General features: G+C 68.7%; 28 protein-coding genes and 1 pseudogene. 19 read left to right on the forward strand and 10 right to left on the reverse strand.

The features are described from left to right. Window positions 1-392: 392 nt before the first annotated feature. The 3 genes from BLW86_RS39980 (at window position 393) to BLW86_RS39990 (ending at window position 3,252) form a co-directional block, all read left to right on the forward strand. Complete coding sequence (locus BLW86_RS39980; protein ID WP_093879221.1) at window positions 393-1,343, forward strand: serine/threonine-protein kinase; 951 nt, start codon at window positions 393-395, stop codon at window positions 1,341-1,343. 3 nt (window positions 1,344-1,346) lie between these two features. Beyond that, a complete protein-coding gene (locus tag BLW86_RS39985; protein WP_177181994.1) occupies window positions 1,347-2,417 on the forward strand; it encodes a hypothetical protein in 1,071 nt (356 codons plus the stop codon). Window positions 2,418-2,733: 316 nt separating this feature from the next. After that, the gene (locus tag BLW86_RS39990; RefSeq protein ID WP_093879222.1) at window positions 2,734-3,252 is read left to right on the forward strand and encodes a DUF2716 domain-containing protein; all 519 of its coding nucleotides are present in this window, start codon (window positions 2,734-2,736) and stop codon (window positions 3,250-3,252) included. A 13-nt stretch (window positions 3,253-3,265) separates the two neighbouring features. Here the strand turns inward: BLW86_RS39990 and BLW86_RS39995 are convergent, their stop codons facing one another. Further along, the gene (locus BLW86_RS39995) at window positions 3,266-4,693 is read right to left on the reverse strand and encodes an ISL3 family transposase (protein WP_107466246.1); all 1,428 of its coding nucleotides are present in this window, start codon (window positions 4,691-4,693) and stop codon (window positions 3,266-3,268) included. Window positions 4,694-5,134: 441 nt separating this feature from the next. On the opposite strand from BLW86_RS39995, the gene BLW86_RS41715 reads away from it, so the two are divergent. The 4 genes from BLW86_RS41715 to fdxA all read left to right on the forward strand — a co-directional run bounded on the left by BLW86_RS41715 (window position 5,135) and on the right by fdxA (window position 6,386). Further along, window positions 5,135-5,344 carry a hypothetical protein gene (locus BLW86_RS41715; RefSeq protein ID WP_143060363.1) on the forward strand — a complete coding sequence of 70 codons (210 nt, stop codon included), beginning with the start codon at window positions 5,135-5,137 and terminating at the stop codon, window positions 5,342-5,344. Window positions 5,345-5,370: 26 nt separating this feature from the next. Beyond that, on the forward strand, window positions 5,371-5,553 hold the full coding sequence (locus tag BLW86_RS40000) for a hypothetical protein (protein ID WP_143060364.1): 183 nt from the start codon (window positions 5,371-5,373) through the stop codon (window positions 5,551-5,553). Window positions 5,554-5,587: 34 nt separating this feature from the next. Then, window positions 5,588-5,917, forward strand: coding sequence for a hypothetical protein (locus BLW86_RS40005; RefSeq protein ID WP_143060365.1), 330 nt, complete (start codon window positions 5,588-5,590; stop codon window positions 5,915-5,917). A gap of 133 nt (window positions 5,918-6,050) precedes the next feature. After that, entirely contained in the window at window positions 6,051-6,386 is a 336-nt protein-coding gene (fdxA, locus tag BLW86_RS40010; RefSeq protein WP_093879326.1) for a ferredoxin FdxA, read from the forward strand. A gap of 545 nt (window positions 6,387-6,931) precedes the next feature. Here fdxA and BLW86_RS40015 read toward each other — a convergent pair. The 4 genes from BLW86_RS40015 to BLW86_RS40030 form a co-directional block, all read right to left on the reverse strand. Next, on the reverse strand, window positions 6,932-7,513 hold the full coding sequence (locus BLW86_RS40015; protein ID WP_093879226.1) for a hypothetical protein: 582 nt from the start codon (window positions 7,511-7,513) through the stop codon (window positions 6,932-6,934). 163 nt (window positions 7,514-7,676) lie between these two features. Then, window positions 7,677-8,039, reverse strand: coding sequence for a PIN domain-containing protein (locus tag BLW86_RS40020; protein ID WP_256341778.1), 363 nt, complete (start codon window positions 8,037-8,039; stop codon window positions 7,677-7,679). A gap of 11 nt (window positions 8,040-8,050) precedes the next feature. Beyond that, window positions 8,051-8,302 (reverse strand): hypothetical protein, encoded by a 252-nt coding sequence (locus BLW86_RS40025; protein ID WP_093872103.1) that lies wholly within the window; start codon window positions 8,300-8,302, stop codon window positions 8,051-8,053. Between the two features lie 87 nt (window positions 8,303-8,389). Next, a complete protein-coding gene (locus BLW86_RS40030; RefSeq protein WP_256341779.1) occupies window positions 8,390-9,604 on the reverse strand; it encodes a tetratricopeptide repeat protein in 1,215 nt (404 codons plus the stop codon). A gap of 295 nt (window positions 9,605-9,899) precedes the next feature. On the opposite strand from BLW86_RS40030, the gene BLW86_RS40035 reads away from it, so the two are divergent. Then, window positions 9,900-10,145, forward strand: coding sequence for a DUF4913 domain-containing protein (locus BLW86_RS40035; RefSeq protein ID WP_256341780.1), 246 nt, complete (start codon window positions 9,900-9,902; stop codon window positions 10,143-10,145). A gap of 68 nt (window positions 10,146-10,213) precedes the next feature. Continuing rightward, window positions 10,214-11,232, forward strand: a pseudogene (locus tag BLW86_RS40040) (IS5 family transposase). 214 nt (window positions 11,233-11,446) lie between these two features. On the opposite strand, the gene BLW86_RS40045 reads toward BLW86_RS40040, so the two are convergent. Both BLW86_RS40045 and BLW86_RS40050 read right to left on the reverse strand, forming a co-directional pair. Further along, a complete protein-coding gene (locus tag BLW86_RS40045) occupies window positions 11,447-11,977 on the reverse strand; it encodes a GNAT family N-acetyltransferase (protein ID WP_093879327.1) in 531 nt (176 codons plus the stop codon). Further along, entirely contained in the window at window positions 11,974-13,104 is a 1,131-nt protein-coding gene (locus BLW86_RS40050; protein WP_256341781.1) for an NsdA family TPR-like regulatory protein, read from the reverse strand. Before BLW86_RS40050 ends, BLW86_RS40045 begins: the two co-directional genes overlap by 4 nt. Window positions 13,105-13,389: 285 nt before the next feature. Here BLW86_RS40050 and BLW86_RS40055 point away from each other — a divergent pair, with 285 nt between their 5' ends. The 8 genes from BLW86_RS40055 (at window position 13,390) to BLW86_RS40090 (ending at window position 20,294) form a co-directional block, all read left to right on the forward strand. Continuing rightward, a complete protein-coding gene (locus BLW86_RS40055; RefSeq protein WP_093879230.1) occupies window positions 13,390-13,773 on the forward strand; it encodes a hypothetical protein in 384 nt (127 codons plus the stop codon). Continuing rightward, complete coding sequence (locus BLW86_RS40060) at window positions 13,770-14,204, forward strand: hypothetical protein (RefSeq protein WP_093879231.1); 435 nt, start codon at window positions 13,770-13,772, stop codon at window positions 14,202-14,204. Before BLW86_RS40055 ends, BLW86_RS40060 begins: the two co-directional genes overlap by 4 nt. 173 nt (window positions 14,205-14,377) lie before the next feature. Further along, window positions 14,378-15,643, forward strand: coding sequence for an SIR2 family protein (locus BLW86_RS40065; protein ID WP_371129698.1), 1,266 nt, complete (start codon window positions 14,378-14,380; stop codon window positions 15,641-15,643). Between the two features lie 95 nt (window positions 15,644-15,738). Next, window positions 15,739-17,040, forward strand: a complete 1,302-nt coding sequence (locus BLW86_RS40070; protein WP_177181995.1) for an aminotransferase class III-fold pyridoxal phosphate-dependent enzyme — start codon at window positions 15,739-15,741, stop codon at window positions 17,038-17,040. A 90-nt stretch (window positions 17,041-17,130) separates the two neighbouring features. Continuing rightward, window positions 17,131-18,447, forward strand: coding sequence for a UDP-glucose dehydrogenase family protein (locus tag BLW86_RS40075; RefSeq protein WP_093879233.1), 1,317 nt, complete (start codon window positions 17,131-17,133; stop codon window positions 18,445-18,447). 57 nt (window positions 18,448-18,504) lie between these two features. After that, entirely contained in the window at window positions 18,505-18,966 is a 462-nt protein-coding gene (locus tag BLW86_RS40080) for a GNAT family N-acetyltransferase (RefSeq protein WP_093879234.1), read from the forward strand. 89 nt (window positions 18,967-19,055) lie between these two features. Further along, window positions 19,056-19,898: an SDR family oxidoreductase gene (locus BLW86_RS40085; protein WP_093879235.1), complete on the forward strand. Its 843-nt coding sequence runs from the start codon at window positions 19,056-19,058 to the stop codon at window positions 19,896-19,898. A 204-nt stretch (window positions 19,899-20,102) separates the two neighbouring features. Then, on the forward strand, window positions 20,103-20,294 hold the full coding sequence (locus BLW86_RS40090) for a hypothetical protein (RefSeq protein WP_093879236.1): 192 nt from the start codon (window positions 20,103-20,105) through the stop codon (window positions 20,292-20,294). A 402-nt stretch (window positions 20,295-20,696) separates the two neighbouring features. Here the strand turns inward: BLW86_RS40090 and BLW86_RS40100 are convergent, their stop codons facing one another. The 3 genes from BLW86_RS40100 to BLW86_RS40110 all read right to left on the reverse strand — a co-directional run bounded on the left by BLW86_RS40100 (window position 20,697) and on the right by BLW86_RS40110 (window position 23,612). Next, entirely contained in the window at window positions 20,697-20,984 is a 288-nt protein-coding gene (locus BLW86_RS40100; protein WP_143060366.1) for a hypothetical protein, read from the reverse strand. Window positions 20,985-21,241: 257 nt separating this feature from the next. Then, entirely contained in the window at window positions 21,242-21,451 is a 210-nt protein-coding gene (locus BLW86_RS40105) for a hypothetical protein (protein ID WP_143060367.1), read from the reverse strand. Window positions 21,452-21,683: 232 nt separating this feature from the next. Next, the gene (locus tag BLW86_RS40110; RefSeq protein WP_371129704.1) at window positions 21,684-23,612 is read right to left on the reverse strand and encodes a SpoIIE family protein phosphatase; all 1,929 of its coding nucleotides are present in this window, start codon (window positions 23,610-23,612) and stop codon (window positions 21,684-21,686) included. Here BLW86_RS40110 and BLW86_RS40115 point away from each other — a divergent pair. Both BLW86_RS40115 and BLW86_RS40120 read left to right on the forward strand, forming a co-directional pair. Further along, a complete protein-coding gene (locus BLW86_RS40115) occupies window positions 23,502-23,741 on the forward strand; it encodes a hypothetical protein (RefSeq protein WP_093879240.1) in 240 nt (79 codons plus the stop codon). The genes BLW86_RS40110 and BLW86_RS40115 overlap by 111 nt on opposite strands. Window positions 23,742-24,616: 875 nt before the next feature. Next, window positions 24,617-24,823, forward strand: coding sequence for a hypothetical protein (locus BLW86_RS40120; protein ID WP_143060368.1), 207 nt, complete (start codon window positions 24,617-24,619; stop codon window positions 24,821-24,823). The last annotated feature ends 688 nt before the right edge of the window (window positions 24,824-25,511 follow it).

Here is a 25,511-nt window from a genome sequence, read left to right on the forward strand (position 1 = left end):
GACGTGAGGGACGGGCCCGGCCGACGCGGCTTCACAGAAGTTGAGCCAGAGCCCGTTCTCAGGTTCTGGCTCAACTTCTGTGAAGTCGGGCAGATCCTCAGCGTTCGAGGTCAGCAAGCCCGAAGAACCGGCAGGTCGACGGCTTGCTCTGACGTGAGGGACTGGCCCGGCCGACGCGGCTTCACAGAAGTTGAGCCAGAGCCCGTTCTCATCGACAAAGCCACACGCCCGGCCCAATGCCCCAGCAGCCAGACATGAACCCATTTGGTTGGAGTCGGGTGCGAAGGAGTGACTCACTGGGCCAGCCGTCTTCCCTTAGCGAGTGTTTCGATGCTGCGGTGACGACCTCCGAGGCGATCTGAAGCGGCCTCCGACGAAAGGGTGGTGGCGGATTGATCGGAGAACGGATCGCGGGCTATCAGGTGGAGCGCGAAATCGGCCGTGGGGCCAGGTCCCTCGTCTACCTCGCGAAGGATCTGCGGCTGGACCGGGTGGTCGCTCTGAAGCTGCTCGCCCCGGAGCTGGCCCGCGACGACACCTTCCGCAGGCGCTTCGCGCACGAGTCGCGGGTCGCCGCCTCGATCGACCACCCGCATATCGTGCCGGTCTTCGAAGCGGGCGAGACCGACGGTGTCTTGTACATCGCCATGCAGTATGTCCCCGGCCTCGACCTGCGGACGCTGCTAGACCGGGACGGCCCGCTGCCGGTACCGACCGTCCTGCGCATCGCCGCCCAGGTGGCCTCGGCGCTCGACGCGGCCCATGCGCACGGCCTGGTGCACCGGGACGTCAAGCCCAGCAACATCCTGGTCGCTGCGGGCACCGACAGCGATCACACCGAGCGCGCCTACGTCACCGGCTTCGGGATGTCGAACAAGTCACTGTCCCTTACGGGCTTCACGACGGTGGGCCAGTTCGTCGGCACGCTCGACTACATGGCACCGGAGCAGATCTCCGGCCGTCTCGTAGACGGCCGGAGCGATCAGTACAGCCTGGCCTGCGTCGTCTACGAAGCCCTTGCCGGAAGGCCGCCGTTCCAGCGCGATGACGACATGACGCTGCCGTGGGCACACCTGTACGAGCCGCCACCTGCTCTCTCCCCGGCACGTCCCGAGATCGAGCCTGATGCCGATGCGGTGATGGCCAAGGCGCTAGCCAAGTCTCCTGAGGATCGCTATGCCTCGGGCCAGGAGTTCGTGACCGAGTTGCGGTCTTCCGCGAGCCCTGGCTACGGGGCACCGGCGCAGTGGCGGCCATCGGCGGAATCCAGGCCGGCCCCGCCCTCGCCTGATGCGGGAACACCGCCCGGGCCACCTTTCGGCGACGATGACGACGAGTGGTGACGCGTGGGTGACATCGCCAGGAGCGCTCTCGGCGGCGCGTGGACAGTGCTGGTGGGATGGCTCTTGCCGACCGCGTTGAACGTGAGCCTCTTCCTGGTGGCTGTCTGGCCAAGTCTGCGGCGCACCTCGGGGTCCGCGAGGCTGTGGTCAGAGGGCGTCACGCATCTGTCTGCCGGAGTGCTGGGCGTTTCGGTGCTCCTCGGGCTGGCGCTCTGCGCCCTGCAGAACCCTCTCTACCGCGTGCTGGAGGGTTACGCCCTCTGGCCTAACGCGCTCTACACGTACGGGTGCGCTCGCCGGCGGCAGGCGAAGCAGGATCTGCAGGACCGCCTCGCGCTGATCAGGCTGGAGCGCCAGGAGCGGGAGGACCGGCTGGCACAGGATGGCGCCGCCCGGTTGACGGCCTTGCGGGCCAATCCGCGGATCGCTCGGTCCGCCCGCAAGGACCGGCGGCGTACGGCTGTGCAACGTGCGCTGCTTCGCGAACGACTCGCTCGCTACCCCGTCGACGACGCGCAGTTGGCACCCACGAAGCTGGGCAATGCCATCCGGCGCTTCGAGGAGTACGGCTACGACCGGTTCCGCCTCGACACCCAGGTGATGTGGAACGAACTGACCGGGAACGCGCCGGAGCAGGTCCGCCGACAGGTCGACCTCGCCCGCGCGAATGTCGACTTCTTCGTGGCCCTGCTCTACGGTCACTGCGCCGTCGCCCTCTGCGCGGCAGCGGCCCTGGCCACGGCCGACCCCGATGTCCCGCTGCTGCTCGCGGCCATTGCCGTGCCGAGCGTCCTGATTCCGGTGTGGTACCACGCGGCCGTGTCGGCAACCGACGAATGGTCCGCGGCCGTAAGAGCACTCGTGAACACAGGCCGTAAACCGCTTGCCGGATCACTCGGTCTCCTCCTACCGGGCGAGCTGGCCGGCGAACGCGAGATGTGGACACTGGTCTCCAAGATGTCGCGGTTGCCGCATCACGAACGTGCCGCAAGCCTGGATGCCTTCCGAGAAAAGACGCCCGAAAGCTCGCCGACGCTGGTTGGGGACAGCGGCGCCAGCCAGAACGCGACGTAGCCTGGACCACCACGACACTCAGACTCCTGGCTGTGCTGGGGACGGCAGGAGCGGCGCGCGACCGTCGCTCACGGTGCACGCTTTCACAGAGTGTGAGCCAGAACCGGAACTTGACCAGAACCACCTGGAGCCGCCCGTCGATCAGGCGGCCACCCCCTTATGTCGTCCCGTCCCAGGTCAGGCCTCGTATGGATGGAGAGATCCATCGAGCAGGTGTGGGGCACCCCAGAACAGGGGGTGGGGATTTTCAAGGTTCTGTCCGCAGTTCCGTGAACGATCTCTCAGAGGCCGTCAGGCGGATCGATAGGATCGCGGCATGATGGGAGATCCCGTGGTCGCGCTGCCAGAGGCTGAGTACCGACGTGTATGGGATCGCTTCTACAAGCATTTCAGCTTCCAGCCAAGTATGAGTCCGCTCAAGTGGCCGGCCATCGAGGAGCCCGTCGCGTCGGTGACCTGGAGCCTCGCTGCGCTTGACAGCGATCCGGATGACGAGCGTCTGGATCGCTTGGTCGCCGTCGTCGAGCAAGGACTGTCCTCCTGCGCTGGCCCGTCAGGCACTCTGTTCGCCCTCGACTGGCAGCACACGTCGTACCGCTTCGCACCGCAAGAGGTGGGCGGTCCTGGGCAGCTGGCTTGGCCGTTGAGCCCGTATCCCGACGGCGACTACTTCATCTTCCTTGCGGAGGACTTCCGCTTCGGCAGCTTCGGACACCCCTGGGAAGAGTCTCTCTGCCTGTTCGGTGAGGAACTTCTCAACGTCGCGGCCACGGAGGTCGACAAGGTTCTTGGCCCGCCGATCCGCAGGTCAGGCAAGGTGGTGGGCCCGGCCTGAGCCTGGACCGGGCTCAGGGTCTCGCGAGAATGCGTGCCCGCAGCAGAGCGAATGTCGCGCGTCCGTACATGCTCCTCTTCAGCAGTTTCACGCGGCAGACGTGACCTTCGACGACGCCTGAGCTGTAGGGCAGGGTCAGGCCGGCCGTCACCGCGTCGAAGTCCTGCCGCAGAAAGCTGCCGAACGATCGGAGGGGCCCGATCGTGGATTGCTCGGCCTCTCGGATCCACAGACCGAGCATCGTCCCGCGGCGGTGCCGCACCAGATCGGTGAAGGCACGCGCGAGATTGCATGCCGCGGTGATGTCGGGGCATGCGATTCGGACCTCGTCAAGGCGAGCGACCTCGCTGGTTGACAGACTTTCTCTGGGGCGCATGATCCACGCCGTGATCGAGCGAGGGCTGGGAATCTGGGCCGGCGCTGCGGCAGCCACTCCGTTACGGAGAGACAGAACGTAGCGAGACAGGGTTGAGTACCCTCCCTGGAACCCCTGCGCACAAATCTGGTCGTACAGCTCCTTCGCGCTGGTCACCCCCGATGCGAACTGGGCCTGAAGGAAAGGCTTGTATCGATCCAGGGGGACATTGCGTCGGTCGCGGGCGGACGCGATCAGAACGTCGAGCTCGGTGTCGCGATAGCGCCGGGCGGTCTTGCGGTCCAGGCCGACCCTGCGGGCCACCTCGCTCAGCGGGTAGCCGCTGTCGAGCATGCGGTTGATGAGTTCGTGTCGCTGCTGAACGCGTTGCACGATCAACGTGGGAGGCAGTGCCTCCAGCAGGGGCATGCTAGGTAGCGGGGAAGGTGCCTGCTCGGCGTATTTCCGCAGGCAGGACCGGTGCTGCTGGCAGGTCTTCTCGACCGCTTGCGACAGATTCCGCAGCAAGTGCCAGCGGTCCGCAACCTCCACTGCGTGCGGAGCCGCTTCCTTGATCGCTCGCGTGTAAGCACTGGCTCTGTCCCGGCAGACGATCTCCACTCCAGGATGGGCGACGAGCCAGGACACGAGCGTCTCAGACGTGCGATCGGGAAGAACATCGACGGGACAACGCTTTTCCACGTCGACGAGGATCGTGCCGTAAGCACGTCCCCGCCTGAAGGCGAACTCGTCCACGCCCAGAATGCGCGGTGCCCGTTGTGCGACGGGTGGAGCATGAAGGAGTTGCAGCAGCCGCATTCTCCCCGCTGGCACACCCATCTTCCGGCACAACCTGGATCCGGGGCGCCCTCCGAGATCGGTCGCGATGGCATGCAACAGCTGCCGCAACCCCGTGCTGGCCTGGCGGTATCGCTCACTGATCCCGGCGATCTGCTCCACGAACGTACGCCGCACACATCCGGTGTTGTCACAGAAGAACCGGCGAACCGTCAGCAGAATGACCGTCGACCGACCGGCCGGCAACAGGGCGATCAGAAATCCTCCGCTCGTACCGGCTGTGGACACGCTTCGACGAAACGCCGCAGGCGGAGCACGAGTGGAGCGGTGTCCGACTGAACGCTCGAACTACGACGAGGCAGTCGTCGGCCGTGAAGCCTTCCACTGCAACGCCGTCGATGCCTGGGTACAGCAGCTCTTCGATCGATCGCTCAGTAGCCCCCACCACCAAGAGCTGCCCTGAAGGAACGATCCTCCATCCAAGGCAGCCGAACCCCGTTCACGGAACTGCGGACAGAACCATTTTCAAGGAGCCCTATCAGTGTCCGGCGACGCTGGGGAAGCTCCTGCTCTCCGCAGGCGTTGGACGCGCGTTGAGAGGTCCGGGGCAACGTTGGTGAGGCGTTGCCCCGGGGGCTCTTTGTGGTAGTCGGCGGAGCCGCCAGCGCCCGAGGTCTTTGGGGTCTTCATACCAGGGACGTGAGTTTGTCTCTCAAGGAGGTGGGCGTCTTGCGCCAGGCGGTGCACGTCGTGGGTGGTGGCACCCAGGTCGAGCGAGGCGATGTCGTCGTGTACCACTTCTTCGTGCAGGGCGTGGCCGCGTGCGACGAGATCGGCGGCCGCTCGGAGCTTACGCTGGCCTCGATGGCGCGGCGATGCTCATCGGGCGAACGTCCCGCTTCTGCAGGGAGGGTGGCCGTCTGGTCAGGACCGCTCTGATCGAAGCGGCCTACGAGGAACCCGAGGTGGCCGACGTCGTGTACTTCGGCGAGCAGGCCGTGCAGGTGCAGTACGCGATGGACCCCGAGCACTTCCGGCTGGAGCGGGTGGCCCAGGCCGCCCACCGCCGCATCCAGAAGCTCGCTGGCGGGCGCTGTGCCTGCGGTGCGGCGCTCCAGATCGGCGCGGCCATCGCCCCGAGTCACTAGCATCGCTACGTAATCAATCTGCTACTTTCCGTGCATGACTTTCGAACCGACACGCCGCCACGTGCTCCGGGTCACGCTTGGCGGCCTCGTTGCGTCATGCGTCGCAGGTCTCGGGCAACCCGCGGCCGCGGCATCCAGCCGCAAGAAGAGCCGCCCGGAGTACCAGGCCCACTATCGCCAGCTGTTCAAGGCTTGCGGCAAGGACCTGGACAAGAAGATGGCCGTGGGGCAGCAGCTGCTCGACAACTACGGCCGCGACGCGCACATCTATCACGTACCGGACCGCGCTGCCGTAGCGCGCATGCACGCCGCTCTCGTGCGCCAACACCGCGCCCGCCGGGCCGGCTCAGGAAGTGGCGTATGACGGCGCCGCTTCGACCGCTCCATCACTCGCGCAAAGTCGACTACAAGCGGTCACAAAATGTGTACAGCAGTGACTGGATGTCGCCGGGACAGGACGCCGGCGCCCACCACATGACGTCAAACCGGGAGTGCCCGTGGCCTACGTAGTAACTGAACCCTGCATCAGGTGCCGGTACACCGACTGCGTGGCAGTCTGCCCGGTCGACGCCTTCCGCTTGGGCGCGAACATGCTCGTCATCCACCCGGAGGAGTGCATCGACTGCGGAGCGTGCGAGCCTGAATGCCCGAACAGCGCCATCTATGAAGAGACCGAAGTGCCCGAGAAGTGGGCCAAATACACCGAGCTCAACGCCACCTACGCCGAGAAGTGGCCCGGCATCAGCGAACAGCGCGCAGCACTCCCGGACGCCGATAAATGGAAAGAGGTCGAGGACAAGGGCGATCTTTTCGACCCGAACCCTGGCTCCTGACGAACGCGCGAAAAACTCAGGAGCCAGAGCACGACGCCGATGGTGGGCTCGTTGTTGCCAGGGCTCGGTCGCAAGCGAAGTCGGCCTCCTCGACCTTCCTCCACTCGATCGCCGGACACCCTCCTCATCGGCCGACGTGAGCTGTACCGGCAGGGCAAAGACCAGCTCGTCCGGCACACAGCCCTGGAGCGTGGCCACGGCATCGGCCGTGACCGGCTCCGTGAGGCGGCGTGCGGCGTAGGCGGCGGATTCTGTCTGTATCTCCCGGACCCCATGGCGGAACCGCCGGGTCTGCCCGCTGTCTCGCCCCGCCCAGGTCAGCTCCGGCTACACGGGCCGGTGTTCGTGGCAGAGCTGACCGGTCGAGCGCGGTGTCTCGCCGGGCATGCCGGTGGCACACCGCGCTCGGACGGCTTGTTCAGCACGGGTGACCGCAGGCAGATCGGGTACCGAAGCGCATTCTCACGCTGCCTGCGTCTGCTGGCGACATGCAAACGCACGCGGAGCCGCTCTCGCTCGCAGGGCGCGTGCAACGAGGTGCCTGGTCACCGGTCCATGTACTCGTAGTGCCGCAGGCGGGAGCCGGCGGCCTGCTCGGTCATGCCGAGGACTTCGGCCACGTGAGCGAGAGGGAGCTGTTCGCTCCTGGTCACCATCCTGGCGGCGAGGGGGCCGAAGAAGGCAACGGCTGCCTCCAGCTCGCCGGCCGCTTTCACCACGGCGAGCGGATGGTCGTCGACGAGCTCGTCCAGACGCTCGTGCAACTGCCGCAGCAAGACCACCAGGTCCTCGGGCAGCGGCACCGCGCGTGCGGCGACCTCGTCCAGATGGGCCTCCCAGTCCCGCTCGGGACCGGAGATGTCGTAGGCGTCGGGATCGTGGGAGTCGACCTGCTGCCAGTCGATCGGGAAGGTGCGCTCGCCGCGCCAGCCACAGGCGCACCTGCCCCGCAGCGCCATCGCCGTCGGCCTGCGGAACGTTCCGTCGTACGCCCACCAGTCCGTCGACTCGTGGAAGTGACCCCCGCTGCCCAGGTCGAAGTAGACCGGGCCCGGCTCAGTGCCGTCGGCCAGCACCACCCCGACCTCACCCTCGTGCGACTCGAACCCGTCACGCTTCCAGGTCATCCCGGTTCGCCTCCTCACCGGCGCAGGGCGTCCCGAGCGGCCGCCCGCATCCACGGTGGAGCACCGGAGAGTTGCCGCGCAGCCGAGTCGGCATATTCCAACGGCAATCGGTTGCGCGGATCGCGCCATGCGCCTCCCCGGCGCGCCTGGACGCCGGCGCTCGTTACGCCGTCGGGTCGAGCGGGACGATGCCGGTGGCTGCGTACAGGTCGGGCACCAGCGACAGGACGGTGACGGGCTCGCCCTCGCGGGCCGCGTTCCAGGCGATGGCCGCCGCGTGGGCGACCGACCACTCCGCGCCGGGCCAGGCCATGGCGTCGACGGCGTGTCCCGCCGTGAACGCGACGCTCTCGGAGAAACGGAGTCCGACGGCGTGCTTGCCGGCTCCGGGGGCCTGGCGCTCGGCGGCGAGCGCGGCCAGGGAGGGGACGAGGATGCGGCCGGTGCCGCGGGAGGCCTCGATGTACAGCCCGGTGAAGAAAGGGTCCGCCCGGTAGAGCGCGGTCAGGGCGGAGTGATCGAGCACCGCGGTCAGGTTCACGCGGCCCGGCCCTGATGGGCACGGATCTTCGCCCAGGCGTCCTGGCCGGCCTGCTTCACCTGCTCGGTGAACTCGACGCCGAGCTCCGCCGCGGCCTCGGCGGCGCGCTGCTCACGTTCGGCGGCGGTGAGCTCCTTCGACGCGAGCTCTTCGATCAGGTCGGTGATCGTCGTACCGCGCTCTTCCGCCAGCAGCCGCAGCCGGTCACGGACGGCCTCGCTGGTCTTGATGCTCGTCGGCTTGCTCATACCGCGATTCTACCGCCGGTAGAACCCGGCCTTCCACCTCACGCAGCGAGCCCTTACGTTTCCGTGTTCGGACTTACCGCTGAGCCATTAGAACGGCGGTTCGGTGGAGTGGGTGCCGGCCCAAGGATCGTCTGCCGGTGCGGGCCGCGGGCGTTGCTGGAGGACTTGCACCGCTTCCTCGATGCGGCCGAGGTCGATGAGGCGCTCGGCCCGGAGCGAGGTGTTGCAGGCCGGGTGCCGTTCAAGAGCAGCGAGGGCCTCCTCGGCGCGGCCAGCCGTGGCGAGCAGGTCGGACAGAGACCAGGCCGCGTACCAGGTGTCTGCTTCGGGGTGCGTCCGGGCCTGCTCGACCGCTTCGTTGAGCAGGCCGAGGCCGGCCATGAGATGGAGCCGGATCCGGAAGAAGTCCCAGTCCTCCTTGCCGCCGCGGCGCGCCTTGAGCGCGTCGAGGTAGGCCAGGCCGTCGCGGGCCCGGCCGTGGTCGGCGTACAGGGTGCACAGTGTGTGGATGATCCAGTCCTCCGCGCCGCCGGGCCCATCGGTGAGGGTGCGCATCACCCCGATCGCCTCGTCGCCCCGCCCATGCCGGACCAAGAGTTCGGACAGCGGGACGGCGACGTGCCACATGCCGTCGGACTCTTCAGCGAACGTCCGGTAGGCGGTGATCGCTCCTTCCACGTCGCCGCGTTCCTCCAGGACCTCGGCCAGGCGCTGCACGGCGTGCCCATGGAAATCGGAGGCCGCGTACGCGCGCAGTTCCTCGATCCGGTCGTGCCTGGCCAGCAGGTCGGCCAGCGCGTCGCGGCCGTTGACCGACGTGCTGTCCCGACGGCGCAGCAGGTCGATCGCCTCCTCGATCCGGCCCTGTCGTTCCCGGACGGCGGCGAGCAGGGAGAAGGCGTTGAACGGTTCGAGGCGGAGCCTGCCGCAGTCGGGATCGTCGCAGGCCGGGACCGCCGCCGCAATGCGGGCCTCCAGCAGCGCCGCGGCCTCCTCGTCCAGGCCCGCGACTTCGGCGACGTCCACCAGGCCCTCGGCCAGGAACCAGTCATCGATTCCGGGCCGCAGCAGCGCGAACGCATCGGCGCTCTGGCCGTAACGGGACAGCAGGCGAGCGAAGAATTCCTGGACCAGCCGGTCCCCGGCCTCCGCGTACGGGCGGCACAGCGCGATCGCCTCGTCGGCCCGGCCCCAAGCCTCCAGCAGCTCGGCCTGAGCCCGGGCCGCCCGCCACCAGCCCGTCGCTATGTACGGGGCGAGCACCTCCAACGCCTGCGCGTACTGCTGCCGATCGCCCAGCAACCGCGCCCACCCCAGCGCACAGAACCACTCCCCGCGCCCGGCCTGCACCTCCACCTCCCGCTCATGGCCCAGCTCGAGAAGCCGGGCTACCAGTGATGAGGGAATGCAGCCCGTCAGCGTCCGGGCTCGATAGTCAAGATCAGCAGCGTTCATGGGCCCGCACCTTAGACCTCACCTCTGACACGGCTCCCGAGCCGGCGAGCGATCAAAGATCGAACGAAACTGTCGCTTTCCGCAACGGCTCCCCAAGATCTGTGCCAGAACCCACAACTCACCTACACAGCTACCCCAGGGCGTGCTGGTCCCCGGGTACCTGGTCGAGCTCAGCTCCGATGCCCTCTGGTGCCACCTGTGGTTCGAGCACTCCGTCGCCATCGCGCGCCTGCACGCGCTGTGGCTGGCCTGGCAGGAGCTCACTGATCCGGCGACCTGCGGCTACACCGGCCCCTCGGTCTGGCACCGCGACCACCTCGACCCCTGCATGCGCGAGCTCCGGCCCTCTGGAGGCCCGTTCGCGGGCTGCACCAAGGGCGAGCACTAGGAGCTGTACGAAGTTCGGATCTTCATGAGGCTCGATGGTGTACGGGCTGGGGCTGGTAGAACTCGCATGTGGCGCGTTTTGATGTGACGGATGCCGAGTGGGCTTTGATCGAGGAGTGCCTGCCGGTGACGGCGACCGGTCCGCTGCCCCGGCGGGTGCGAGACCAGTTCAACGGGGTGTTGTGGCGGTTTCGCACCGGCTGCGGCTGGCGTGATGTGCCGGAGCGTTACGGGGCTTGGTCGACGGTGTACTCGCGGTTCAACACCTGGGCGAAGGCCGGGGTGTTCCAGGCGCTGATGGATGCCTTGGTCGCGGAGGCCGCGACCCGTGGGCAGGTTGGTCTGGAACTGGTCAGTGTGGATTCCACGGTGGTACGTGCCCATCACGAATCGGCCGGACTGGCGATCGCCGGGGAGACCCTGGACGCCCTTGAACAGGCCCTGACCGAGGAAAAGGGGGTTCCGCTGCCGGAGCAGGGACCGGTCTTGCGGGTGAGGCACCGCAGGCCAGAGCCGGCGCGGGCCCCGCAGAGGAGGCGGACCGGGACCGTGCCGCGGCGCGTCGGCGTCGCCGGGCACGGGCGAAGGCGGCCGAACTCGGCCGGTCCAGAGGCGGACTGAGCAGCAAGATCCACGCCGCGGTCGACACGGCGGGACTGCCGCTGGTGTTCGTTCTGACCCCCGGGCAGGGCGCGGACAGCCCGCAGTTCCAGACGGTGCTCGGCCGGATCCGGGTCCCGGGCCCACTGGGCCGGCCGCGCACCCGGCCTGCGGCGGTGGCCGCGGACAAGGCGTACTCGTCCAAGGCCAACCGCGTCTACCTGCGCAGGCGCGGAATCACCGCCGTCATCCCGGAGAAGTCCGACCAGGCCGCCAACCGGCGGAAGAGGGGCTCGGCCGGCGGCCGCCCCGTCGCCTTCGACCCGCACCGGTACCGGCAGCGCAACACCGTGGAACGCTGTTTCCAGAAGCTCAAGGCCTGGCGCGGAATCGCCACCCGCTACGACAAGTCCCCCGAGAGCTACGCGGCAGGGCTTCACCTCCGAGGATCGATCATGTGGCTGAAGCACATCACTGCAGCCACATGATCCGAACTTCAAACAGCTCCTAGGTCGACCACCGCATGCCCGGCATCGTGCCCAGCGCGTGGAACCGCACAGCGGACTGACAGCCGGCAGCGGATCCTCCACCGCTGCCCAGAGGAAGTCCGCCCCCACGCATCTGAAGCCGGGTTCGGGGAGGCGGCGCTTAGGCGGACACGTCTCGGAGCCGCTGGCACCGCAGAGTGGTCCTGGCGTCGATTCAGCCGGTGGGTCGGGCTTGCGGGAGAGCGTGGAGCATTACCAGGAAGTTCGGCGAGTCAGGGAACGGCTGCCGACGGCCGACCGGCCGGTAGCCCCACGCCTCATACAGCGCCTGCACCTTGGGGCGGCCGGGATCGACGAGGAGCACGGCCAGGGCCTCGGGCCGGCCTTGCAGGAGCGCGGCGTGCAGCTGCTCCGCCGCACCGGTCTTGCGCCACCGCGGGCGGACCATCAGTTCCGAGAGGCTGAACGTCGAGTCGTCGCCCGGCACCTTGTGAAGGTGCTCGCGCCACCACTCGCGGCCGGTCCGGGCCGGGGCGCCGTAGGCGAAGCCGACCGGCTCGCCGCCGTCGTAGCCGATGACGCACGAGAAGCCGGGGCTGCTGCCCCAGTAGTCGATAAACCAGGGAAAGCGCTGGGCGAACTCGTCCATCTGGTCGGCGTAGGCGTCTGCGTGCACGTCGAGCAGGGTCTGCCGGATACCCGGCAGGTCCTCGTGCCTGAAGTGACGGAGTTCGATGACGGTCATGCGCTGCTCCATTCGGTCCGGTACCGGTCCGTCCATTCGTTGGAGACGGGGGTGGGGGCTTGGGCGATCAGGCCACGCTGGAAGTCGCCCAGGAGCCTCCGCATGCGCCCGGGCAGTGGTGTGCCCGCCATGATGGTGAAGACGGTGCCGCCGGTCGCGCATGCCTGCTCGGCGTCGCCCTGGTGCAGTTGCGCGAGGGCGAGCCGGGCTGTGGTGTAGGCCCGGTTACGGCGGTATGTCTCCGGCAGCGCCGCCAGCGCCCGGTGGGAGGCGGCCTCCGCCTCTGCCGGGTCGCCCACTACATCCCGCACGATCGCGGTCAGGGAGTGCAGTTCGGCCGGTCCGTAGAACGCGATCCAGGCGGAACGGGGCTGCGTGGGGTCTGCCTTGGCCAGGGCTTCCTCCGCGCGGCCCAGACAGCTCAGGGCCGACCGGGGATCGCGGCCGTGGGCGAGGCCGACGGCGACCCGGGCGTGGGCAAGGGAGGCGTGCAGCGGTGAGCGGCGCGCGATGGCTGTCGCCAGGGCGGCCTGAGCGGATGCCACCGCTTCGGGGTAGTCACCGCGCTGCCGGGCGAGCATCGACCTCAGGTTCCACACCTGCATGAGCATCTCGGAGTCCTGCGCCAGGCCCGCGAGCGTGAGTGCCCGGTCCAGGTAACGGTCGGCGCCGTCGAGCCGTCCTGCGTCGATCAGCGACCACGTTGCCGCCGCGGTGAAGGCGGCGGCCAGCGAGAACAGCCGCTCGCGGGTGCGCGAGGTGGCGGCCTTGGCCTGGAGCCGGGCGGCCTCGCGCGCGCCGGCGAGCGCGGCCTGCTCCAAGGTGTCGTGACCGCCCCGGTGGTCATCCAGTGCCCTCAGGGAGTCGAGCTGACCGCGCAGCCGCAGGACGTCCGCAGTGCCCACGGAGGGAGCGGGGCCCGCCATGACAAAGGATGCCGAGGCCCCGACGGTCGTGTTCAGGAAGGATCGGCGGAGCATGGGGTCCTCCGGGGGAGTGCGGGTCTTACGGCGCCGGTCGACGAACCCTAAGTCCTGCACCGACCGCCCGCTGATCGCCTCCAGAGCGAGGCGGACCGCGATCCGGGGCCAGGTCGTCTCGCCCGATCGCCACTTGCGCACCGTCACATCCGAAAGCGTCCCTAGCTTCCCGGTACTCTGCCCGATCGCCGTATTCAGCTCGGCGGCTAGCTCCGGGGCCTTCCAGCCCTCACCGTCCATCCACGCGATGAACGCCGCGTTGCGCTCCATGCACCCCACGGTAGTCCCGCCGCACTCCACCGCGAGAGTCAACGGATCGTCAAGTCGCTACGGTCGGCGCGAGCGGAATGAACGAACTCGATATGCCCAAACCCGCACTGCCGGAAGTTACCTGAGAGAGGACCAGGAACGCACTGCGGAAGAGAGCCCGGAATGTTCCCCATCAACCCACCCAAGGCGCTACGGGCCACTGTGGTCGCCCTGTACGCCGCCGATCCCGGCCCCGACACCGTCCGAGGGATGCTCGCGGCCGCCGGCGCCGTCGCCGAGCGCAACGGCTGGACGGTCGCGGACGACGCCAGGATCTCCGACGACTGCCTCTTGACCCGGGAACCGCAGTCCAGGCCGGGCTGGGACCGCATCCGCACACTCGTCGCGCAGAGCCGGATTCACGGCATCGTCGTTCCGGACTGCGGTCACATCGGCTTCCAGTGGAACCAGTGGGAGGCCGAGCACCGGTTCCTGTGCCGCCACGGCGTCTTCCTGACACCCGTCGACTCGATGCTCGACACCGTCCTGGCAGGAGAGCACAGATGATGAGGTACGGCAGCGTCGTCCACGACCCCACCGGCCAGTGGGACACCGACATCCCGCTCGACCGCGAGCGCCACGAGCAGCTCCTTGCCACAGTTCTGGACTGGGGACGCGACGGCTGCGCCGTCCCGCCCCGGGCCGACATCGACCAGGCCGTCCTCCAGCTCTCCGGCTACGCCCACCTCCTGGTCCGCGAGACCCACAAGATGCTCGCCCGCCTGCCCCGGGATCCTGACGTGCGCTCCCGTGCCGCGATCGCCCGCCTCCAGAGCGAGATCACCCTCGGGGAGGCCGCCCGCCGCCTGAGGGCCCCGGCTATCCGGGCCGCCGGCGGTCTGGGCCAGGCCCGCTCCCGCGCCCGTCTCGTCCAGGCTCTTCACTCCACGTACGACCGCGTCGCCGCAGCCCTGCCCGAGCTCGCCACCGGGCCCTAGAGCTGCTGCGTGCCGCCCTCGCCCGCAGGAGGCGGTCCGCGGCACGGGGGCCGCCCGCCGGGGATGGGCCCCACCCCACTGACTCCCGCCCCGTGTGGTGCGGGCATGCGGCCGTCGTCCGGCCGCGAGCAAAAGCCGCAGCGTGCGGCACTCCAACGTGATCCCGAGGAGGCATGGTGTTCTTCCCGCACTGCGTGATCGAGCAGCTCACCGACGGCCAGGTGGAGACCTGGAACCGCCACTTCGCGATGAGTGAGGCGCACGAGCGTCCCCGGGCGATCGAGGAGGGCATCTGGCGGCGGACCCAGGACCCGGCGAACGCCGAGCAGTCCGGCTGGAGTGAGGACGAGAACGGCCGCCGCCGCGTCGTGCACTACCGCTACCAGTACGGCCTGGACTACACCTTCCCGGTGCCGCGCCTGGTCCTGAAGGACCTGTACCTCTACCACTCCGTGCTCGCCCCGGCCGCCGAGATCGAGGCGTACCTGATGCGGATCGACGAGTGGCTGGGGCAGGGCCGCTGGCGGAAGAAGGACAACGGCATCTGGGCGAAGGGCGATCTGCGGGTCACCGTCACCGAGTACGACGAGCACCCGCAGGACGAGCGCGCCGACCGCGACACCCCGACGGGGTTCCGCAGCGTCGACGTGTGCTTCATCACCGACGAGTTCGAGGTGCCGCGGACCGTCCGACAGCTCCCGTGGAACGTCCTTGCCGGAGGGATGCGGGTCAAGGAACAGCGCGGCGAACCGGCGATCGCCGAGGACCTGTCCGGGCTGCTGGACTGCATGCCGTTCATGGTCGAAATCGGCTGCGGCTCGTCCATCGAGGCCGGGGTGCCCCCGCTGCACTTCCTCCACGAGGTGTACCGGGTCACGGAGCGGAAGGACAACGCCCTCACGCAGGCGCACAGGTTCACGATGCGGCCGCAGGACGACACGCTCATCGAGGAGATGCTGACCGACCCGACCGGCAAGGCCGATCAGCTCACCGCCATGTTCAAGATCGCCTTCGAGGCCCAGCCGACGAAGGCGCACCACATCCTGAAGGAGCTGTACGACGCCGGGCACCTCGTCGGTCCCGTCATCCAGCACAACTTCGACCTGCTCGCCGCGCGCGCCGGCCTGCCGGAGTGCTTCGTGCGCCGCTACGACCAGAAGATCCCGCCCGTACCGTTCGACCCCCGGGCCAAGGCCCTCTTCGTCCTCGGCCTGCACGCCGACCGCCGCGCAGTCCAGGCCCGCGCCCGCGCCGCCGGCATGAAGGTGTTCTTCGTCGACCCCGAGGGGCTGATGGAGAACGGCGAGTTCAAGTCCTACCCGATCGAGGGCGCCCGCGAGGGCGACGTCGTCGTGCGCACGGGCGCGATCGAGGCGCTGACGCGCCTGAAGGAGCTGGTCGACAGCCACGACCAGCAGGCGGCCGTGATCGCGGGCTGACCAGCGCTACCCGGGGGCTGCGCACGGACGCCTGGCGCCGTGGCCCGTGCGCGGCCCCCCCCACTCACTGCACACCCCCAGAAAGGGACCTTCCTGTGGATCAGTACCTGGCCCGCCGTGAACGGCTGCTGACGTCCTCCAGGCCTCTGCCGGACTTCGAGGTCACCGGGATTGACGGGGCGTGGCTTCTTCGCGCCGACGGCAGCCGGATCTTCGACGGATCGAGCGGACTGCTCTGCGTGAACGTCGGCCAGTCCAGCCTCAAGGTCTTCGCCCGTATCGAGGAGCAGTACTTCCGCTACTCCTTCGGCGGCGCAGCTGTCGTCCAGCCCCGCATCCAGATGGAGCTGATGGACCGCCTGTGCCACGCGGTCGGCCGGCCGCAGGACTCCGTCGCTCTCACCACGTGCGGGACGCTCGGCGTCGAGGTCGCCGTGGGCCTCGCGCGAAACATCACCCGGGCCCGAGACGGCAAGCACCGCGGCGACATCCTGACGTCCACCTTGAGCTATCACGGCAACTCCGCGCTCACCCTCGCGCTCGCCGGCAACCACGCCCGACGGCCCCGTGCGGAGGACGCCCTGGGCCTCGGCCCCTCCTACCCCGCGCCGTACCCGCCGACGCACGACCACGCAGGACGCAGCTGCGACGCCGCGTGCGCCGACGAGATCGCAAAGGCGATCGACAACAGGGGAACGCAGAACGTGGCCGCCGTCCTGATCGAGCCCGTCAACGGCACCACCGGCGGCGCCTACGTGCCGCCCGACGGATACCTGCGGCGCGTATCGGAGATCTGCCGCGAACGGAACGTCCTCGTCATCCACGACGAAGTCCTCACCGGACTGTGGCGCACCGGCACACCCTTGGCCAGTCACCACTGGGACGGCTGCGAACCCGACATCGTCATCCTGTCCAAGGGCCTGGGCGCCGGGTACACGAGTGTGGGGGCCGTGCTCGTAGCCCCCGAGATCGCCCCGCTGCTCACACACAAGGACGCCGACCCCCTGCCCGCGATGGGCACCATGGCCGCTCACCCGCTCATGGCGGCCGCCTGCCTGGGCGTCCTGGACGAGCTGGAGTCCATGGACCACAGCGCCTTCACCGCCCGCGCACAACGCCTCGGCACGGCCATGAAGAACCTGACCGGTCACGGTCCCGTCCGGGACGTACGAGGGCTGGGCTTCCTGTACGGCATCGAGGTCACCCCGGGCCTGCTCTGGCCCGTCCTGAAGGCAGCCGAGGAACGGGGAGTGTTCCTCTATCCGTTCACCGGCGCCGGCCACCCGAAGAGTGAAGGGTTCGTTGTTGCGCCCCCGCTGACCGCGACGGACGAAGACGTCGAGGCCCTGATCGCGGCGATCTCCGGCGCGGTGACCCACGTCAACGTGAACACCTGAGCGAAATCGGTCCAACTCGGACCATCCCCCCGCACCGCTAGCGTCAGGGGCACCCCGTGAGCCCCTGACCCGACAAGGCAAGGACCTGCAATGCGTGTCTCCGTAATCGGCTGTGGTCACCTCGGCATCCCGCACGCGGCGGCGATGGCCGAGCTCGGCCACGACGTCATCGGTGTGGACGTCGACCAGGCCAAGGTCGACCGGCTCAACGCCGGCGAATGCCCCATCTACGAGGCCGGTCTCCCCGAGCTGCTCGCCCGCCACACCCAGAGCGGACGCCTGCGGTTCACCACCGACATCCGCGAGGCGGCCACCTTCGCCGAACTGCACTTCATCGGCGTGGGCACTCCCATTGACGCCGACGGCCGCTCCTACGACACCGGACAGGTCTACGGCGCCATCCGCCAGCTCGCCCCCCACCTCGACCAGGCGTGCACCATCGTCGGCAAGAGCACCGTCACCGTCGGCACCACCGCCAAGGTCGCCGCCCTCGCCCAGCGCCTGGCCCCCGCCGGTCAGGCCGTGGAAGTGGTGTGGAACCCGGAGTTCCTCCGCGAAGGCCACGCCGTCCAGGACACCCTGCGCCCGGACCGCATCATCGCCGGTCTCACCACCGCCGAGGCCGAGAAGGCCATCCGAGCCGTCTACGCCCCCATCATCGACACCGGCGTCCCCATCTTCGTCACCAGCTACCCGACCGCTGAACTCGCCAAGGGCGCCGCGAACACGGCCCTCGGCCTCCAGATCAGCTACATCAACGGCATCGCCGACATGTGTCAGGCCGCCGGCGCCGACGTCGACCAGATCGTGGAAATCCTCGGCATCGACCCGCGCATCGGCATCATGAGGCCCGGCCTCGGCTACGGCGGTGGCTGCCTCCCCAAGGACGTCCGCGCCTTCACCGCCTCCGCCCGCCAGCTCGGCGCCGATCAGGCCGCCACCCTCCTGCGCGCTGCCGAGAAGATCAACGAGTCCCGCACCGACATCGCCATGAACCTCATCACCCGCGCCCTGGGACAGCGCCCCGTCGAGGGCTACCGGATCACCGTGTGGGGCGCCGCGTTCAAGCCGGGCACCAACGACGTCCGGGAGAGCCCGGCCCTCGCGCTCGCCCACGCTCTCCAGCAAGCAGGCGGCACCGTCACCGTGCACGACCCCCAGGCCGTGGCCACGGCCATGATCCGCAACCCCGAGTTCGACTACACCGACGACCTGCCCGCATCGCTCGACGGCGCCGACCTCGTCATCCTGGCCACTGAGTGGCCGGAGTACCAGCAGGCCGACCCCCAGGCCCTGGCGGGCCTGCCCGCGAGCATGCTGATGGTCGACTGCCGCACCACTCTCAACCCGGAGCCCTGGCGCGCGGCCGGCTGGACCGTGCACCAGCTCGGACGACCCGAAAAGTAGCACCGACCGAGAGGTCACAAACTCAACCGACGCCCCCGAAACCGGAGGTCTCGCACCATGAACAGGGACGACGTCCTTCTGCGCCGCGCCTGCGACGCCGACGCAGGCGCCGCGGCCGATGTGTGGCTGCGATCCTTCGCCGCGGCGCTGCCGACCGTACGCTGCGCACACGATGAACCCGCGGTACGGGACTGGTTCGCACGCGTCCTGGTGCCGCGGTACGAGACCTGGGTAGCGGTCACCGCAAACGAGGTGGTGGGACTCCTGGTACTCAAGGACGCCGAGCTGAAGCAGCTCTACCTCGACCCCGCATGGCGCGGGCGAGGCCTCGGCGACCGGTTCATGGAACTGGCCAAGCAGCGACAGCCCGCCGGACTGACACTGTGGACGTTCCAGGTCAACGAAGCAGCACAGCGGTTCTACGAACGGCATGGTTTCATCGCGGTGGAGCGGACGGACGGACTGCGCAACGACGAGCGCGAACCGGACGTCCGCTACATCTGGCAGCCCCAGATGTAGTCGCCGAGACGGCATGCTGACGCCGAAGGCGGTCGCCCCGAAACCCCGGGTGACCGCCTTCGCGTAGGGCCGCGGTCTACGGTGTCGCAATGACGGTTCTCATTGTCGGCGGCAGCGGCTTCCTCGGGGCCGAACTCATTCGGCAGGCAAGAACGGCCGGACACACCACGGTCGCGACCTACGCGACCAAGCCCAGCACTGCTGACCCAACCGCCTGGTACCCCCTGGATCTCCGGGACGGCAAGAGCCTCGACACCGTCATGGCCGAGGTGGAACCACGACTCGTCCTCAACGTGTCCAGCGGCCTAGCTGACTGGGCGGTCACCGCCGAGGGCCCGATCCGGCTCGCGATAGTGGCGGCGAAGCACGGAACCCGCATGATCCATGTGTCGAGCGACGCGGTGTTCTCCGGCGCCCGCGTCAACTACGACGAGTCCTGCCTCCCCGACCCCGTCACCCCGTACGGGGCGGCGAAGGCAGCGGCAGAGACCGGGGTCCTCGCAGTACACCCGAAAGCGGCTGTCGCCCGCACATCGCTGATCATCGGCCACGGGCGATCCAAGCACGAAAACATCGTCCACGAACTCGCCGCCGGCACCCGCGACGGCGTCCTGTTCACCGACGACATCCGCTGCCCCGTACACGTCACCGACCTCGCCGCCGCCCTCCTCGAACTCGCGGCATCCGACACGGCCGGCATCCACCACCTCGCAGGGGCAGACGCCGTCAGCCGCCACGAACTCGGCACCCTCATCGCTCAGCGAGACGGTCTCGACGCCTCCCGACTGCCAACCGGCCTACGCGCCAAGAGCGCCCTCCCTGGCCCTCTCGACGTGCGCCTCGACTCCAGGGCGACCCAACGCATCCTGTGGACCACACTGCGCGGCGCCCGGCAGTTCTGCCAAGCGACGGACTCGCACGGTTCTCGTTGAAATGATGCGGCCGTTGGCGGGCCGTTCTGGTTGGGTATCCAGCGGTTACGAGGCCCTTGATGCCGATCTCGTGAACAAAGCCAACCGGGTCTTCGACTGGACCCGGGTCGAGGTCCGGTCATGGCACCGCGAGGACCGCCAGCACTGGGTGATCGGGCCCGCCTCCGGCCGTACCTCCGCGCGGACGAGGGAGTTGAGCACAGCATGGACCACGACACCACCGAGCCGGTCACCGGCACCTACCCGGACGAGCCCCGCCTCGCCGTGCTCACCACCGCCGAAGCACACAAGACGATCGAGTTGCTCCAGCTCCTGGAGCAACTCGACCCCGCCGGGCGCGGCCCGGCGGCCGGGCAGCTCGCCGCCGACCTCGCCCGCCGCCTGCCCACCCCGTAGCCGGAGCCGTACCGGCGCGGCGTGCATCGGGGCGCCGGTGGGTTCAGCTGGGCTTGAGGGAGAGACCCTCGCGGGAGAGGACGACCTCGCCGGTCACGGCCCCGGGGACGGTGGCGGTCAGGCGGCGGGGTACCGAAGAGGATCTGGGCGAACGACCGGGGCCTTCGGGGCCGTCCGCGGCGAGGCCAGGTCACGGCGGTGACGGGGCGGGTGCTCGACAGGCCCTCGACCGGCTCGCCGCCACCCAGGCGCCGCCGGAGAGGGACCTCGACGAGCACCAAGACCACGACGAGCCCGACCCGTCCCCGGTTATGGCCGCCCTTAGAGAGCTCGAGTTCTTCCTTGACGCCTGGGCGTTCATCCGCCGTCACTACTGACCGGCGAGGTCGCCCTTGCGCCGGGTCAGCCAGTGCGGCGAACGCACCCGGAGACGAACTCGACGACGCCGTGCAAGCAGATCACGGCGAACCCGGCAGTGGACGCCATCCCGTCAGGGACGTACCCCAGGCCGAGGGAGGCCGCCAGGACCCCGGACAGGGCCCGCAGGGCGTCGAGCGGACGCGGGGGTCGCCACGCCACCGGGACGGGGCGCCACCGCGACGCCTCGTCGGCCGGCCCGGTGGGGACCGGGGTCTGCGGCTTGATGACGGTCGCGGTGTCGGTGACGCCCTGGAAGGGCTGCTCTGCCACGGGGACAGGAGTGTTCGTGTCGGTCGGCATCGCCGGGTCCTCTCTCTGCTGCGCCGCCGGGCCGTTCCCGGGGGTCGCAACACCCAGAATTGAGAGGGAAGTCCGCAACATCAACCAGCGTTTTCGCAGGTCAGAGGCCATGAGTTGGTTGCGATGCGTGTAGTGGAGGGGGGTGCGCTTGCGCGCCCCCCTCGATTGTACGGAGCGCAGTCAACTCAACCCGTAGAACGACTATCAGAAATACGTAGAGGAAGCCATCACCACCCCGGCAACGCCCCGCACTCCTCGGCGGCCTGGACGTCGGCGGCGGTCATCAGCGGCGGTAGCGAGAACGTCGGTCGTGACAGGTACGCACGGATACGCCTCTGGAAGTGCGCAGCCTCCACCTCGTCATTCTGCTGCGGCTCTACATGCTTCGGGCGGGTATCAACGTTCTCGACGCCGCGGCGGCTCATGTCATCAGTCATGCGCGGAGCGTAGTAGCCGGACCGGTCGGCCGCCGCCGGTCACTGCCGTCATCGTTTAACGACAGGACGGACGGCAGAGATGTCGGTCTTCACCGACTGGTGCTTCCGGTAAAACCGGCCAACAGAAACGCAAGGACTCAACCTACTCGGCGCGCTCAGCGCGGCCCCGCCCTTGTGGGCAAGGAAGGGCGGAGCCGACGGAATGGCCCACGAGGTGGAGCGGTGCGCTCGGCTACCTGTCCAGTTTGGATGTGCTCCTGGAGATCTCTACTTCGAACCAGACCACCTTGCCGCCTAGCAGCATGGTCGCCCCCCACCGCCGGGCCAGCCGGTTCACCAGGAACAGGCCGCGCCCTCCCTCGTCCGTGTCGCGCGCCCGCCGCTGCCGGGGCATCTGCGGGGAGTCGTCAGCGACCTCGCAGCGCAGCACGTTGGTGCGGTGTAGCCGCAGGGTCACCGGCCGTTCCGCGTACCGCACGGCGTTCGTCACGACCTCGCTGACCAGCAGCTCGACCGAGTCCGTCAGCTCCTCCAGGTCCCAGCGGGCGAGCGCCCGCCGGGCGAGCCGCCGGGCCCGCCCCGGGGCCGCGTCCTCCGGCTCCAGGAGCCAGTACGCCAGGTCGCTCGGCGTGACCCCCTCGAAGCGGGCCGCGAGCAGCGCGATGTCGTCGTCCCGGTCGCCCGGGCCCAGCATGTCGAGGACGTCGTCGCACAGCGCCTCCAGAGGCGGCGATTGGTTAGGATCGGTCAGATGTGCGATTGCGGCGAGCCTGTCCCGCAGCTGCTCGATCCCGGTCCACACGTCCCGCAGCCGGGACTCGACGAGGCCGTCGGTGTAGAGCAGCAGCGTGGCGCCGGCCGGGGCGTCCAGCTCGACCGCCTCGAAGTCCACCCCGCCGACCCCGATCGGGGCGCCGGGCGGCACCCGCAGCACCTCGGCGCGGCCGCCCAGGTGGAGCAGTATCGGCGGCGGATGACCCGCGTTGGCCACGGTGATCCGGTGCGAGACCGGGTCGTACACCGCGTACATGCAGGTCGCCATGCGGTCCTCGCCGAGCCGCTGCGCCTGCTCGTCCAGACGGTGCAGGACCTCCTGCGGGGGCAGGTCGAGACCGGCCAGGGTCTGCGCGGTCGTGCGCAGCTGGCCCATGATCGCCGCCGAGGTCATGGAGTGGCCCATGACGTCGCCGACGACGAGGGCGACCCTGCTGCCGGGCAGCGGGATCGCGTCGTACCAGTCGCCGCCGACCCGGGCCGTCTCGGCCGCCGGCAGATAGCGCGAGGCCAGCTTGACGCCGGTCGGCTGCGGCAGCGAGTCCGGCAGCATCGTCCGCTGGAGCTCGTCCGCGATGTACGCCTCGCGGCCGTACAGCACGGCCTTGTCGATGCCCAGCGCCGTGTGCGTGGCCAACTGCGCGGCTACCTGCAAGGCGTCAAGCTCGAAGGAAGCAGTCTCCGGCCGACGGACGAACACGATGGCACCGATGACCCTTCGCCGCCCCCGCACGGGTGCGAGGACCGCGCGCAGCCCGCCGGGCAGCGGGTGCTCGGGGCCGAGCAGTTCGGTCAGCGCGGCCTTGGCGGCCGCGGAGTCGCCGAAGACCGGCCGCACCCCGCGCAGCACCTCGGCCAGTGCCCCGCCGGACCGCACCTCGCAGAGTTCGGCCGCGGAGGTCGGATCCGGATCGGGCACGAGGACGTGCTCTTCCCCTGGCACTTCAGAAAGCTGCATACGGTCGGTACGACATAGCCGCAGCACGAAGGGCGCCACCGGCCGCTCGTCACCCACCGGAAGCGGGTCGCGGAGGTAGACCAGGATCTCGTCGGAGAAGGTCGGCACGGTGGCCCGGCACAGGCCGAGGACGATCTCGTCCAGGTCGATGCCGCGGGCGATGCGCCGGGTCGCCGCCCCGATGAATTGCACGGTGTCCGAGCTCGATCCGGCAGGCAAGGCCGCAAGAGGAGCTCTCTTTCCGCTGGCAGCCGAGTTGTCAGAGGTTGTTCCAAACAACCCCTCAGAACCGTTCAGGCCGGACGAGCGTGGGTCCCCTTGAACGGTCGCACCAGGAACGATCCGGCCTTCGGCCGCCCCGGTGCCAGCCGCGAACCAGCCGACGTCCTCAGCCGCCACCTGAACTGCTTCGTGCTCGCGATCAAGCACATCACGGGCCTTCTGAAGCGCGACGTCGACCTGATCGAGGGCGTCATCATCCGCATGCGCAGTTCGTGGACTCGGCAGCATCACAGCCGGTCCAACCGCCTCGTCGTCAGCATCCAGATCAGGGCGTAGCCCTCGCAGCTCCGCCTCCAGCTGGCTGATCTGGCGCGCTGCTAGGTCCGCCACCTGCTGTGCTTTGTCACGCTCCGCCTCGGCTCGTGCAAGCTGCAGTCGAAGATCTTCCGTCTGCTGCTGAGCCCGGTCCAATCGGGTCTCAGCTTTCTCCACTTCCGCAGGCCCAGCGCTGTTGGACGCTTTGATCGCATCAAGCTGCCGGGTCAGCTGAGCAACTTGTGCTTGCGTTTGACCGAGCAGAGCGAACAAGACGGTCGCAACCTGAAGAGCCTGCAGCCGGGCTTGCTCACTGACCTCGAACGCCTGACGCACACGATTAAGCTCTTCCAACGCAGCGATCGTGCGTTGCTGCGCCTCGACAAGATCGTAAGCGGAGCTGGCAGAAGCTGGCGTGGGGGAAGAACCCGCGGCAGTCCATAACGGACGAACTTGCTCCAGCCGATGAACTGCCTGCTCCGCCGTGTCCGCCGGGAAGCACACATCAGCGACAGCCTCAGCCACCTCCCAGCTCAGGCCCACACCATTGAGCTGTTCACGCAGCCGCCAGAGCGGTGGAATCGCACCACTGCCAAAGTGCTCAGGCGTAAGAAGACGGTGCAGCTTGCCCACCGTCACGTTGGACTCATCAAGCCAGCCACGCAGGACATGAACGAGGTCGTTGATCTCCTTGCATGCCCCACGAGCCTCCGCCCACGGCCGCCCAGGCCGCCTCGCTGCCCCCACGTCGCTCCTCCCCAAGGTTGTTCATCGAACAACCCCACGTTGTCCTGCGAACAACATCCAACCGGTTCATAAGCAAGCCTGGGGGGTGGATCGTCAATTCACGACGGTGCGCAGCGCACTACATCCCACGTGAACCTGGAGGAGAAACCGTGAACGCCACCCACGCCGCAATGGTGATCATGACGATCGGCCTGGCGGTGGTCTTCTCACTGATGGTGGCCGGAGCCGCGTTCGCCGTAGGCCGCTGGGGAGGGAACCCGGTCCCCGACTGCGTCGCCGTAGCAAGCAAGGCGTTCGCGGCAACCCTGACAGTTCTCAGCGCCGTGCTCGCAGTAGCCCTCACCGTCATCAGGTAGCCGTCCTGGCCCTCGCAGCCCTCGCCCTGCGAGACAGCTCCCGCGTCGAGGCGGTCTGCCGCTCCACCGCCTCTCCGATAGCCGGGTCCACGCCGGACGACGGCGCGGCCTGGCGGTGCGCCTCGATCGTGCGGCGATAGCCAGCCGACGGAGCGGGGCATGGTGCGGGCGGAGGCGAGGTCGGATCGGCGGCCGCCGTAGCGGGACCAGCCTTTCCGGGGGTGGACGGCAGAACATGCACTGCCCTCAGTCGGCAGGCGGTGTTCACCATTCAGGTAGGCCATGGCGTAGCTGTGCTCGTCGCGATAACGGGCAAGGCAGACACTGCTCACGCCCTCTCCGCGCCTACCCCCTCGCCGAAGTCGGCCGTAAGGAATCGCGCTTGCCACTGGAGTGTGACTCACCGCGGAAGCACTGGACGTATCAGTAGAGCGACCCGGCGTTCTCTGGGAAACACAGATACTCTGCGAGTGTCGAGTTGTGCCGACCGGCACAACTCGGTCGTGTAGGTAAGGGCCCAACCCGGCGGCAACCGGGTCAGGCCCTCTGTGCAGTACCGAGCCCGGCCGTCTACTTCTCGGCCGGGCTTACTGCCCGTACCGTCGTCCGCGCTCAGTCCGTGCGACTACCGCACCATCTGCACCACCAAGGCGATGATCGCCACAAGCACCCCCACGGCCGAGAGGGC

The sequence above is a fragment of the Streptomyces sp. TLI_105 genome (genome assembly GCF_900105415.1).
GTDB lineage: Bacteria > Actinomycetota > Actinomycetes > Streptomycetales > Streptomycetaceae > Streptomyces.